Genomic DNA, 13,587 nt, shown 5'->3' with positions numbered 1-13,587 from the left:
GGTTTTTTTAGCAAATGACGGAAATTTACCGAATGATATGAGCTCTCTTAGTCCCGGTCACCACAATCGACCTGGCACAAATCTGCTTCTTCGTCCTCGAGCTCAATCTGGATCGTGATGTGATGGATAGAGAATCGCGCTTTCATTTGCCGTTGCACCTCGGCCAGGAAACCTTTTCCGGGGTGGCCATGCGGTAAAACCAAATGGGCGGTCATCGCGGTCTCGCTCGTGCTCATCGGCCATATATGGAGATCATGAACCGCCTCGACCCCTTGCAACGACGCAAGATATCCGAACACTTCTTCGACATCAATATCTCGAGGCACACCCGCTAGCGACATCCGAACGGCTTCGGACAGCAATCCCCATGTACTCCAGAATATCAGACCGACGATCAGCAAGCTGAGCAAAGGATCGATCCAGTTTATTCCGGTAAAATAGATGACAATGCCACCAACCACGACGCCCGCAGAAACGCCGGCATCAGCCATCATATGCAGAAAAGCTCCACGAATATTGATGTCATCCTTCTGCCCGCGAATGAAAAGCATCGCGGTCCCGAAATTGATTATGATGCCAAGTGAAGCGACAATGATGACGGTGGTCGAAGCGACCGCACTAGGAGCACTGAAACGCTCGATCGCTTCCCAGGCGATGGCGCCACAGGCTACGAGCAGAAACAGTCCATTCAGCAAAGCAGCCAGGATGGACGATCCTCCCAGACCGTAAGTAAATTGTTTGCTTGGTGGGCGTTTCGCAAGTTCTGCGCCTGCCCACGCAACGGCCAATCCCAGAACATCCGATAGATTATGACCCGCATCGGCTAGCAGCGCCATTGATCCAGCCAGCAAGCCAAAAGTCACTTCAACGATGATGTAAATTACATTGAGCGCGATGCCCAAGGCGAAAGCGCGACTGAAATTTTTCGGCATATGGCCATGCGGACCATGACGATCATGATGGCTATGGGAAGAATGCCCGTGGCTATGTTGATGACCTGCGGACATTCACGCTCCGACGATGACAATGCAAACTTTAAGCTGCAATTACACGGATTAGTCCAAGCGGTCTATATTTTCCTTCCATATTTTCCGTATGTTATATCATCTAGTGATGAGTTGATGCCGGGATCAATCGACAATCAATCCAATCGCCAGATAGATGATGATTGCAGAACCAAAGCCAAAGATCGTTGCGAGAACGAATATTATCCGCAACAGATTTGCATCCATACCGCTCCAGTTTGCGAGACCTGAACAGACGCCCATGAGCTTGCCGTTCGCTTTGTCGAGTTTCAGTTTGTTTTTCATAGGACGATTACTTCCCTTGTTTGATGAGATGGGTTCCGGCCAATTGCTCGGGCGGGTTTCGCTGCTTTTGTTGTTGCCCGCCATCATACGAGCAATGCTGATGCGTTCTGGAAGGCGGGCATTACGCTGGCACCGATGAACAGGCTTGCCATTGCGATCGCACCGAAAGCGGCGAGAAACGAATTTTGAATATTATAGGACATGATTTATCTTCTCTTTTCTTGAGCTGGGTTAAACAATGATTGAAGCTGCGTGACCGACGGCCGGGCCAACACTTGCGCCAACAAATAGAGCGGCTGAAAACAAGGCGGCTACGGCTGCGGTCAGACTGTTGGAGATATTCGAGAACATTGTGATACCTTTCGATTTGAAACTGCGTTTCGCGTGATTGCGAAGATATCCAATACTTTGCACAGCCCGTGCCAAATTATATATGTCCATATATATCAATGATTTGATCAATCCGACAACCCGACACCGGTACAAAGAAAACCTATAGTTGGTGATATTTCCCATTTTTTGGTTTTCGTGAATGAGAAATGAATGGAGCTTGGGGGCTTCCGAATTTACTTCTCTTTAAATGCGACGAAAGCTAGTGCAATGCTCTGCCATGAACCTGTCCCAGCTTACCTTGCACAACTTCCGCAACTATCCGGAATTGCGTCTGGTGGCAAAACCGGGCTTCATGGTTTTCAGCGGCGAAAATGGTGCCGGAAAAACCAATATCCTGGAAGCCCTGTCCTTGCTTGCACCCGGCCGCGGACTCAGACGAGCCGCGCTTCGAGACATGGCCTGTCAGACGGGAACGGGTAATTTCGCTGTTGCTGCGCAATTGGGCGACATCCAGATCGGGACTGGCACGGATTCAGACGCGCCGGAACGTCGAAAAACACGGATTAATGAAGCCGCTGCCCCGACCAATGATCTGGCAGAATGGCTTTCCATATTGTGGTTGACCCCTGCAATGGATCGCCTGTTCACGGAAGGAGCCGCAGGACGGCGAAATTTTCTTGATCGACTGGTCATGGCGCTAGAGCCCGCCCACGCACGGAATTGCGCCCGCTACGAAGCTGCCCGGCGCGAACGGAACCGGCTGCTTGCGGATGGATATCGGGCAGACAAGGACTGGCTGGAAGGATTGGACGTGCAACTCGCGCAATTCGGTTCGGCCGTCGCAGAAGCGCGCGACCGAATGGTGTCGGCACTCAATGAGAAGCTGGAACAATCAGACAGCCAGATATTTGCCACACCCATTTTGCAAATTGCAGATGATAAGCTGCACACGGAGCAGCAGCTCCATCAAATGCTGCAACAGAACCGATCTGCGGATCGGGCGGCGGGCCGGACGTTACGCGGGCCACATCGCGCCGACCTCACCGTATTTCATGCAGCGAAGCAGCAGCCAGCCGAAAAATGCTCAACCGGCGAACAGAAAGCGTTGCTGTTCTCCATCATCCTGGCGCACGCGGATTTGATTGCCGATCGACGTCAGAGCCGACCCATCCTGCTGCTTGATGAAGTGGCGGCCCATCTCGATCCACAGCGCCGGGCAGCCCTATTTGACAAACTGGCGGAAAGAGGCGGGCAGGTCTGGCTTACCGGTACAGAACCGGCGTTGTTCAAAGACATTCCGGACAGTGCATCGCATTTTGAAGTGTCAAACGGAGCCATTAAAGAGCGATAAATGGCTGACCAGCTACATCATCGTTTACCGATAATTAACCATATTCTTTAGCGTAGATTTTGCGACCGGCGGTTATGCTGCTCCGGATGAACGCAACGCCCCTGACAAATTCTGCCACTCTGCTTCGAAATGCGATCATTCCGATCCTTTTGGTATTGCAGGCAATTTTAGTGCCTACCCCGGTCAAGGCCAACGACTATCTGCAGTGCGTCCCTTTCGCCAGAGAACTGAGCGGTATCCAGATTTACGGCGACGCGCACAGTTGGTGGGACCAAGCGGCGGGCGTTTATCAACGGGGCTCACAACCGATCGAAGGTGCGGTGCTATCGCTGCCCGGTTATGGCTCAATGCAGCTGGGTCATGTCGCGGTGGTTCACAAAATTGTCGATAGCCGCAATATATTGATCAGCCATGCCAACTGGTCCCCGATCGACGGACGGCGCGGGCAAATCGAACGTCGTGTCGCCGCTAGAGACGTGTCGGCGAACAATGACTGGAGCCTGGTCCGGATCTGGTATGCCCCCATAGACAAGCTTGGCACTACCGCCTTTCCGGTCAACGGGTTCATTTATCCCAAGAATCCGGCCAAGCAAAATGGCCGGCAATGGGCCTCCGCTAAACCGGCACCCCGGAGCCAGGCGCCGAATCGAACACTTTTTGACCGTCGCCTGAAGGCAGAACTTTCCCAGTCCGCGGAAGCGGAACGCCCCGATAATGTCGGCCAGGTCGACTTGATCGGAGAATTGCTGGACAGAGTCGGAAGCTGAGGCCAGATTGAAGCATGATGCTTCGACCGGAACCTCTCGCATGACCACAGATCCCTCTACCTGTCTGGTGATTCTCGCCGGCGGACAGTCGACCCGGATGGGCACCGACAAGGCGGTCATCACACTCCGCGGACGACGGATGGTCGATATTCTAATCGACAGATTTGCCGGCAAGGCCGATCATCTCTTTCTGTCCGCTTCACAAGATTACGGCACCGGTCTTCCCCTGGTCAGCGACAACCCGGACTTCCCCGGCGGACCGGTCGGCGGCATTTTTTCGCTGGCGGAGAGGTTGCCGGAGGTACAGCCCGGCCTTTCCGGGTTTGCGACCGTTCCGGTGGATGCGCCTCGTGCACCGGCCGATCTGGTCGAACGCCTCTCGGCCAGCGGAGTCTGCGCGGTGGCTCAGGATGGACAACGCATTCATCCGACCTTTGCCTATTGGCGCTGCGATATCATCAACCGCATCAGCGCCACCCATGATCTCGGCGAGCGGGCACCGTCCTTACAGTGGCTGGCCCGGCAATCAGCAGCGCAATCTGTGACCTGGTCCGACGAGACGCTGTTCATGAATATCAACCGCCCGGAGGATCTGGCGGCGGCGGAACATGACAAAACAGCCGGCGCTTGAGGGAAGCACCGGCTGTCTTTAATTCGGCACTCAGGCTTGTTCAGCGTGACCGTTAGCGATTGCCAATTAGTCGAGACGACGGATTTCCGTTTTGGTCAGGCTGGTCATCAGCTTGCCTTCGTTGTTCGAAAGCGTCGAAGCTTCGATCCGCCGCACTTTACCTTTGTAGATTACCAGAAGATCACCGGCATCGGTAACGCGGTTCACTTTGGCGACGCTCGACCCAGTGGCGTCATAAAGCCGGTCGTTGCGTTCCGCTTCGGCAGCGGATGCAGCAGGAACGGTGAAGGACAGCGCGGTTGCTGCAAGGATCAGGGAAGAAATTTTACGCATGGTTTATTCCAATGTTTTTGAGAATGATGATCAAACTATGCCCCGCCCAAGATAAGTTGCAATATGAAATGTTGCACTTGCGAATTCATTTTTTGCAATTGACCATAAAAGCGCTGAAAAAAGGGAGGAGGACACATTGTCTTCCGGCCGTTACCCGGCGATCCCTTAGCTAATTTACTAGCCCGACAAAATTCCATCGATCCATGATCAACAGGCTTTCGTCTTTCCGACTCTTCCTGCCATCATTCAAAGCCGATGAATCATAGTCCGGCACGGTGCCTGAAACTTTACACGGTAGCCCATTTATATTTTCCGTAACCTTTGCCCCAAGTCCGCATGTTTCCTGCATTTGTGGGTCGCGAGTACGACGGACAGTGTAAACTTCCAAATGCCCCGGGAAATTGGCGCGCCAGTAATGTGCACGCGAGCAAAATGATATTGTGCCTATCCAGATTATCAAAGAGCCTGCCCCCTAACTTTCTTGGGGCCGGTGACAAAGATAAGCGATTGGGATGGGTGTAGGAAAGGGCATTTCGAAGGGTTGATCGGACATATTTACGATCGGAATCGCTACATCCAGAGCGACAGCGCGGCAGAAAGATCGCCGTCACTCGCCAGCCTATAAAAAGGATGCCCCGAAACATCGGAGCACCCTCTTATATCGACTATATGCAACAGGCTCAGCTAAAGGCCGGCTCCAACGGACGCGGGGCTTCCATTTCGCGATCCATCTTTCTGCGCGCCTCGCCTACGGAGGCTTTCATTTCGGTCAGCTTCCGATCAAGCAGACGTGCCCGCCTTTGGCGCTTCTCGCGAGTTAAAAACGGGTTTTGCGGGGTCGGCATAGCGTCGACATTTGTCGTAAAATATCCTTCCGGCCGGGACAGGTCTGCTTCGCCCAGATAAGGCCTAGGCGCTGCGGCAACTCTCCGCTCGCCAATGGGGCTACCGTCTCTGCCAAGCGGCACGTCAAGTTCCGGCAGGTTCGCGACAAAATTCGCGAACGCGACCTTAGTACTAACGTTGCTCTCGACGGTCTGCGCTGTGACCTGCTCACTATCCACCTTTGGCATGATCGGGTCTCTGCGCAACTCTGGCATGATCGCCTCGTTCATCTCGGCAGGAAAGGGATCCCTGCCATGAACTTCGACTTCGTTAATTTCGACAGCTGCCTGCCCCTTGCTCTTACGGCGGCGGCCAACGGCATAAGCACCGGCTCCACCAACACCAAGCAAGGCAGCCAGTGCGGCGAGCAAGCCCCAGTCGGCATTGCTCTCACCGGCACCGGCGGTCGTGTCGGGTGATGCAGCGACTTCCGGCGGTGCAGTTCCTACATTCGGGATCGCCGCAACCGGAGCACCCGCGCCAATCGCCAGATCGGGTGAAAACCCGGCAACCGGATCAGTAGCTGGTTCCGGAGGGGCCGCTGCGGTGCTGGTGGCAGCGCTATTTGCCGGGCGATTGGTTGGGCTGGCCGACGCCTTGACCGCGGGCTTGGCAATCGCTGCTGTCGCATCTGCTGCTGCAGCCTTGCGAGCCTGCTGCTCGCTCTGGATCTGCGCAAGCGCTTCGGGCGCCACCGTCTTCGCATCGAATCCCCCCTTTTGGGCAAGATCATCGGCCCGGTCTGCATTCACGGGTGGAGTCGCATCCACCTTGGCCGCAGGAGAACCGCCAGCCGGGGGCAGTGCCACGGTCGGGGCCATCGTTGCTGATGGTGCAGGCGCAGGCTGCGGGGTGGCGACAGTTGGGGCCGGCGCGGGTGCCGTCATATCCGGTGTTGCCACGCTCTGTGCATGGGCAGGTGCGGCAGCCAAGCCGACCGAAATCGCCAACATGCTTATCATGGACAGGTGGCCAGCGGATTTAACCGCAAAGCCGCTATCGACGGGTGCATTTATATTATTGGTCATCTCATTTCTCCTAATGTGTCGAGCAATCAACGAATGCCCGCGCCTTTAGGGTCCCCTGTCAGGGCCGATATGAGTAAAAACGGAGATGAACGGAGTTTATGAATGCTCTATTCACATAGCATTCAGCGAAATGGCCCGCTCGTTAAACTGGGGTTCATCCAATTAGTGTCGATTTAGTTGACGAGTGGATTATTACACGGTCGATAGTGAAGGCCGCTCGACGGGTGCGGCAATCGCCGCACCCTTGCCATATTCACTCCCACCAATGCGGAGCGCGTTTTCTAGATCCTGTCTCAACCTCGTTCATCGTCAACGGATCGTACATGCGACCGTTGAGCATCACGCGGTTGATCTTGTCGCTGTTGCGGATGTCGGCCGTAGGATCGGCATCGAGCACCAGCATATCCGCCAGCTTGCCAACTTCCAGCGAACCGATATCGGCGTCCATGCCGAGGGACTTTGCGGATTCAATGGTCCCCGCAGCAAGCGCCTCAACCGGGTTCATCCCACCCCGGACAAAAGACCAGAGCTCCCAGTGGCTGCCAATTCCGGTCTGTTGGCCATGCGCGCCGATCGAGACTTTTACCCCTGCATCCGCAAGCTTCTTCGCTTCGCGGGCATTGTCATCATCGACAAAGTTGCTTTCCGGCGCTTTTGTGCGGCGAACCGTATCAGCAGCGAGGATTTTCGGTGGCGTGTGGACCAACAGCGGGTTTTCCCAGACATTCGTCGCTTGCCGCCAATAGGGATCACCGGCGAGACCGCCATAGCTGACCACCAATGTCGGAGTATAATTGGTCTGCGACTGCGAAAACATCTGCACGACATCGTCGTAGAATATCTCCAGCGGGATATTATGTTCCAGAGTCGAATTGCCGTCGGCTACAAGCGTCATGTCCATGCCGAACAGCGAACCGCCCTCGGCAACCACCAGCATATTTTCCTGCCGTGCTGCCTCGACCACCTGCTGCCGTTGTTCGCGGCGGGGCTGGTTGTAGTTTTTAACGCTGCTGCCGCCCTGCGCCTTCAGCCTGCGGACATGGGCCAGCGCATCATCGAGATTGTTGATCTCTGCATAAACGTTGGCGGCCTTCGCGCCATAGACGATCTCGCCGGTCGAGAATATCCGGGGCCCCAGGATCATGCCTGCACGCTGCATCTCGCTGGCCACAAATATTTCGCTGGCACGGCTAGATGGATCATGGAGAGTGGTCGTGCCGAGGGCAAGATTCTGCAACAACGACCAGTTTTGCTGCGGTACGATCTCGTCGCTGCCTTGCGGGCCGTGCGCATGCGCGTCAATCAGGCCGGGAATGATCGTCTTGCCTGTGACGTCGACCAGTATGGCGCCGGCCGGAATGCTTACCTCTGCGCGCGGGCCGACAGCAACGATCCGGTTGCCGCGTATGACGACCACACCGTCATCGATAATGCCGCCGTTGCTCTCCACCATCGTGACGAGCCGTGCACCGGCAAGGGCAACGGTCTGCGATGGCTTCTCTGCCGCGATTTGCCGTTCGAGCGACACGCCGCTTGTCTGCGCCTGATATTTTGGCGCGTCCTTCGATTTTGGCTTGTTGGAGAACAGCCTGTCGGTTTGCTCCGAATAGACCGTCGGCCCGACACTCCAGTGAAGCTGCCGGCCACCGTTGGACCAATGGATATAGTCGGCACCGCTGCTACTAACACGGGTCACCGGAAGCGACTTGCTCGTCGGGCTAACGTCAACCGCCTGCGTTCCAGGCATCAGCGGCATGACATAGGCTTCATAGCTCTGGCGGAAGGCAACATATTGTCCGTCGGGCGATACGATATAATCGTTGGTCATCTCGCCAGACGCGTGTGTGCGTTTCGCTTCGCCATTGAGGTTGGTGCTGATCAGGACACGCTTGTCCCCGTCTCTGTCGACCATGAACAGACGGTCGCTTGCTTGACCATATTGCGGGCGGGCTGCGCCCTTCAATACCCGCACCGGCGCTCCGCCTGACGCAGAGACCTGGTACACTCCGTCTTCTACCGACCATTTGGGCGAAGTCAGATAACCGCCGCCCTGCATTTCAAATGCGATGGTTTTACCATCGGGAGAAAATTGCGGCCGGGTATAATGACCGGGACGATTGGTGATCGTACGCGCAGATCCGCCACCGGCACCAACCGTCTTGATCTGCCCCAGCTGCGCATCGGTCCAGCCAACAAATACGATCGAACGACCGTCGCGCGACCATGACGGGAACAGCTCCAGCTCGGCACCGGCATTGGTAAGCCGCTTGGCAGAACCGCCACCCATCGGCTTGACATAAAGCTTGCCGAGGCTTTCAAAAACGACCTGCCGGCCATCGGGCGATACTGCAGCGAAACGCGGCATTTTGGCGGCAAAGCTGTCCGGCGCAACAGCAATTTTGGGATGCGGCGCGTTGGCAACGCCACGGGTGTCACTGACCTGAAACGGAATGACGGACGACGCACTGCCGTCAGCGGCTACCCGGCGGATCTTCCCGCGGGCCCAGAAGACGATTTCCTTGCTGTCGGGCGTCCAGTCCATGTTCGGATAGACCCCCGTAACCGCCCAGGTTTCCTGAACGTCCTGATCGAGATCATCATAGACTTTGCGTTCATTCCCCGATTCCAGATCCTTCACATAGAGTTTGGACTTGGTCGTCTCCCTGCGGACAAAGGCAATCTTCTTGCCATCCGGCGACGGGTTCGGGCGAACCGATCCGCCGAGGCCGGAAACGGCAGTGGTTATTTCGCCGGTTTCGAGGTCATATTTTTCGATATTGAACAGGTCACTATTGCTGTCCTGCGCATAGATGAATGTGCCGCCCGGTGTGACATTCTTGGTATAATAGATCGATTTGCCATCGGCCGCATATATCGGCTCACCCAGTTCCTTCTGATGTTTCTCGCCAGGTTTCTCGACAAGTTCGACTCCGCCACCGCCAGAAACATGATATATCCAGATTGCGCCGGTACCGAGCGAGCGCGATGTAGTGAAATGTTTTTTCGCTACCACATAGCGACCATCGGGGCTCCAGCTAGGCTGGTTGAGCAGGCGGAATTCTTCCTTCGTGATCTGGCTTTTATCGCTTCCGTCACGGTTCATGATCCAGATATTGTCGCCGCCGCCACGGTCGGAGGTGAAGGCAATTCTTTTTCCATCAGGCGAAAATCGTGGCTGCACTTCCCAGGCAAGACCTTCCGCAACTCGCACAGGATTGCCGCCAGCAATCGGCATCGTGTAGATGTCACCGAGCAGAGCAAAAGCTATGCTTTTTCCGTCCGGGCTGACGTCGACATCAATCCAGCTGCCTTCATCTACATTTATCGGGACCTGTTTGATCGTTGCTCCTTTGGGGGCATTGACGTCCCATTTATCCTTTGCCGGTTCTCCCGCGCCCTCTTGGGCTTGCGCCGCCCCCGAAAAAAGCAACGCCGCGATGACCGAAACCAGACGATATTTCATAACAATCCCCGAACCATATTATTGTATCCAAAGCTTATTCCGATTTTCTGCCGGAAAGAACAAGAAACAATCGCACAAGATTATGCGCGATGACCAAAATGGCCGTGATAGCATTCCACCACCTGGGCCAAAGTAGACAATGCCAACGTTGCGGGATCGCGAGATGAGGGGATTAGGCCGATCGGCGCGACCATCCGTGCAAATTCCTGTCCTGTAACGCCAATGTCCTCGAGATGTTTTTGTCGCACCGCATGGGTTTTATGGCTGCCCATCGCCCCGATATAAAAAGCGGGAGAGGATAAAGCCTGTTTCATTAATCGCGCTTCCCAGTCGTGATCGTGAAAATAGAATATACACGCGGTCCAGGGATCAGGATCGAGCAGCGGCGTCGCATCCGGCGTCTTCAGCAGCTCGGCGGTGCTGGCAAAATTGCGAACGTTATCGATCACACCCGGATCCGGCGACAAGACATCGCAATCTATGCCATAGCTGACCGATAGCCGCACGAGACTTTCTACCGATGGCCCGTGTCCCAATATGACGACCCTCGCGGCAGGAAGATGATGGACCAGGAATTCCGTACCAGCGCGCTCCACCGCAACCTTGTTTGCTATCTGCGCCATGCAGCGAATATCTGTACTTTCGCTATCGAGAATGATCGTAAACGGCTCGCGACTTTCAATCCGGTCAAAAATATCGCTGATAACCGCGTCACTCAAAATCGGAGTAAAAAGCAGGTCGATACCACCGCCGCATGGCAACCGGATATCGAGATAGGGAGAGCCTGCGCCAAGTCTGATTTCCCGGGGCTTCCCGCTGTTGATCACATCGAGCGCTTCGGAAACCACCGCCGCCTCGACGCAACCTCCGGAGAAAGAGCCCGAGAATGACCCGTCTTCTGCAACCGCCATATGCGCGCCGGGATTTCGCGTCGACGCGCCGGTGACAGCAGTCAGCGTAACTAGAGCCGTTTTCAGCCCGGTTTCCGCGGCTGATTTCAGGAAACGGAAGATCGGTAGAATATTGTTCAAAGATAATGGTCCCGCCAGTCACCCCAATGCAGATAACGGACCTATCCATGCATTAAACAGGCAAACGGGGCAATCGCCTTGGGAACAGAGGCATATTTTTCAGCTGGCCAAAGCAACGACGCGATCGACCATAGCTTCCCATAGCCTCCCGGATACATATTCTCACCAATTGACGAGCGGCCCCTGCGTCAAATCACAGCAGCCATTTCCGATGCCTGTTTGATCGCCGCCTTGGCGTCCAGTTCGCGGGCTTCAAACGCGCCACCGATCAGATCGGCGGTCAGATTAAGCGCGGCGAGACCGTCATATAGATCCCGTTTCGGAAGCTGGCCGGCGCAGAGAATGACAGTATCCACATCCAGAAGAATGGGATTGTTGTCCACCGTGATATGCAGACCCGCATCATCGACCCTGTCGTAGCGCGCGCCGTTTATCATGTTGATGCCACGCCGTGCCAGCGACAGGCGATGGGTCCAGCCCGTCGTCTTGCCGAGTCCGGAGCCGACTCTGCTATCCTTGCGCTGGATCATTGTAATCTCGCGGGCGGAACGGGCCACGACCGGTTCAACGCCAGTCACCCCGCCACGGGGATGGTTGTCAAAATCGACGCCCCATTCCTTGGCAAAGATATCGCGGTCGACTGCAGCCGAAGGCCCCGAGTGGCTGATCAATGCACAGATATCAAAACCGATCCCGCCAGCGCCGATTACGGCTACCTTGTCACCAACCGGCTTCTTTCCGGTGATAACATCGATATAGCTTACCACCTTGGCGTGATCGATACCCTCGATTTCCGGCGTTCTGGGTATGATGCCGGTTGCGATGATAATATCATCAAAGGCTTCCGCCTGCAGCTGCGCCGGGCTGGCATAGGTGTTGAGCCGCAAATCGACTCCCAGCACCTCGAGCATCCGGGCAAAATAGCGCAGGGTTTCATAAAATTCTTCTTTGCCCGGAATCTTTTTCGCCAGATTGAACTGGCCGCCGACTTCAGAAGACGCTTCGAACAACACAACGTTATGACCGCGTTCGGCAGCGACTGTCGCGTATGCGAGACCCGCAGGTCCGGCGCCGATAACAGCGATGCGTTTCGGTGTTGACGCAGGCAAATAGTTGAGCATCGTCTCGTGACAGGCTCTGGGATTGACCAGACAGGACGTCAGCTTCCCGGAGAAAGTATGGTCAAGACAAGCCTGGTTGCAGGCAATACATGTGTTGATTTCATCCTCGCGCCCTTCAATCGCCTTGCGCATGAAGGCGCTGTCGGCGAGCATCGGGCGGGCCATGGACACTAGATCGGCATCCCCGCGTGCCAATACTTCTTCTGCGACATCCGGCATATTGATCCGGTTGGAGGTAATCACCGGAACATTGAGTTGCTTGCGCAACCGCCCGGTAACCGAAGTGAATGCGGCGCGCGGAACCATGGTGGCAATCGTCGGGACGGCGCTTTCGTGCCAGGTGAAGTGGGTGGAGACGATGTTTACACCGGCCTTTTCCAATGCTTTGCCGAGAGTGACGACCTCGTCCCAGCTCATTCCGCCTTCCAGCATGTCCATCGCCGCGATGCGGAAGATCAATATGAAATCCTCGCCGACCGCCGCGCGGGTCCGCTCTACAATTTCGACGGCAAATCTTATGCGGTTTTCATAGCTTCCGCCATATTCATCTTCCCGCAAATTGGTTTTCTCGACCAGAAAGGTGGAAATGAGATAGCCGGCTGAGCCGATGATTTCGACCCCGTCATAGCCTGCCTTTTTTGCCATCACCGCGCATTGCACATGATCTTCTATCTGCTTTTCGATTCCTGCCTTGTCCAGTTCATTCGGGACATATCGGCCAATCCGCGATTTCACCGCCGAAGGTGCCACGCAATCCGGATTATGCGCGAGCGGGCCGGAGTGCAGTATCTGCATACAGATTTTAACATCCGGACTGGCTTGGTGGACAGCGTCGGTCACCAACCGGTGCTTCCCCGCTTCCTCGTCACTGGACATCGTGGCACCGCCGTGTGACGATTCCCGATTGGGCGCAATCCCGCCGGTAATGATCATACCGATATCGTTGGCAGCCCGTTCCGCGAAATAAGCGGCCATCCGTTCAAAACCACCCTCGATTTCCTCGAGACCGGTATGCATCGAACCCATTATCGCGCGGTTCTTAATGGTGGTGAAGCCCAGATCGAGCGGCTTTAACAGCTTTGGATAGTTCATACCCCTCTCCTAGGGTCAATAAGCAAAAGTCCCAATATATAAAAATGCTAGCCAGGCTCGATATCCTTGCCGCGTCGCCAATAACGCAGCCCTCAATATTCAGTCCGATGATCATCACAGCCACCAAAACCCGGCCCGGCATCCAGAATTCTCTTATATCTGCTATGGATTATGCTAGGTGACGGTCCGTAAGAATGCGACAATCTAACCAGATAATTTAACGACACGCTACAGTGCGGACC

The 13,587-nt window shown here is 55.4% G+C and carries 10 protein-coding genes; 3 read left to right on the top strand and 7 right to left on the bottom strand.

What is annotated here, in order from left to right; all coding sequences use genetic code 11:
* Nucleotides 1-47 precede the first annotated feature (47 nt).
* Entirely contained in the window at nt 48-1,007 is a 960-nt protein-coding gene (locus AAC060_RS13205) for a cation diffusion facilitator family transporter (RefSeq protein WP_339826972.1), read from the bottom strand.
* Between the two features lie 123 nt (nt 1,008-1,130).
* Nucleotides 1,131-1,310 (bottom strand): PspC domain-containing protein, encoded by a 180-nt coding sequence (locus tag AAC060_RS13200; protein ID WP_089132939.1) that lies wholly within the window; start codon nt 1,308-1,310, stop codon nt 1,131-1,133.
* 610 nt (nt 1,311-1,920) lie between these two features.
* Between AAC060_RS13200 and recF the strand changes: the two genes are divergently transcribed.
* From recF to AAC060_RS13185, 3 genes are all read left to right on the top strand, one after another.
* Nucleotides 1,921-2,994, top strand: a complete 1,074-nt coding sequence (gene recF, locus AAC060_RS13195; protein WP_339826970.1) for a DNA replication/repair protein RecF — start codon at nt 1,921-1,923, stop codon at nt 2,992-2,994.
* A gap of 86 nt (nt 2,995-3,080) precedes the next feature.
* Nucleotides 3,081-3,761 carry a CHAP domain-containing protein gene (locus tag AAC060_RS13190; protein WP_339826968.1) on the top strand — a complete coding sequence of 227 codons (681 nt, stop codon included), beginning with the start codon at nt 3,081-3,083 and terminating at the stop codon, nt 3,759-3,761.
* Between the two features lie 40 nt (nt 3,762-3,801).
* Nucleotides 3,802-4,392, top strand: a complete 591-nt coding sequence (locus AAC060_RS13185; RefSeq protein WP_339826966.1) for a molybdenum cofactor guanylyltransferase — start codon at nt 3,802-3,804, stop codon at nt 4,390-4,392.
* 66 nt (nt 4,393-4,458) lie between these two features.
* Here AAC060_RS13185 and AAC060_RS13180 read toward each other — a convergent pair whose 3' ends face one another.
* The 5 genes from AAC060_RS13180 to AAC060_RS13160 all read right to left on the bottom strand — a co-directional run bounded on the left by AAC060_RS13180 (nt 4,459) and on the right by AAC060_RS13160 (nt 13,345).
* Complete coding sequence (locus AAC060_RS13180) at nt 4,459-4,725, bottom strand: hypothetical protein (protein ID WP_339826964.1); 267 nt, start codon at nt 4,723-4,725, stop codon at nt 4,459-4,461.
* Between the two features lie 680 nt (nt 4,726-5,405).
* Nucleotides 5,406-6,638 carry a hypothetical protein gene (locus tag AAC060_RS13175; protein ID WP_339826962.1) on the bottom strand — a complete coding sequence of 411 codons (1,233 nt, stop codon included), beginning with the start codon at nt 6,636-6,638 and terminating at the stop codon, nt 5,406-5,408.
* Between the two features lie 253 nt (nt 6,639-6,891).
* Nucleotides 6,892-10,101, bottom strand: coding sequence for an amidohydrolase family protein (locus tag AAC060_RS13170; protein WP_339826960.1), 3,210 nt, complete (start codon nt 10,099-10,101; stop codon nt 6,892-6,894).
* Between the two features lie 80 nt (nt 10,102-10,181).
* Nucleotides 10,182-11,132 (bottom strand): XdhC family protein, encoded by a 951-nt coding sequence (locus AAC060_RS13165; protein WP_339826958.1) that lies wholly within the window; start codon nt 11,130-11,132, stop codon nt 10,182-10,184.
* Nucleotides 11,133-11,320: 188 nt separating this feature from the next.
* Nucleotides 11,321-13,345: an NADPH-dependent 2,4-dienoyl-CoA reductase gene (locus AAC060_RS13160; protein WP_339826956.1), complete on the bottom strand. Its 2,025-nt coding sequence runs from the start codon at nt 13,343-13,345 to the stop codon at nt 11,321-11,323.
* Nucleotides 13,346-13,587 lie beyond the last annotated feature (242 nt).

The sequence above is a fragment of the uncultured Parasphingorhabdus sp. genome (assembly GCF_963975555.1).
Lineage (GTDB): Bacteria > Pseudomonadota > Alphaproteobacteria > Sphingomonadales > Sphingomonadaceae > Parasphingorhabdus.
Note: the sequence above shows the minus strand (reverse complement) of the source record. Positions and strands in the feature narration are given on the sequence as shown.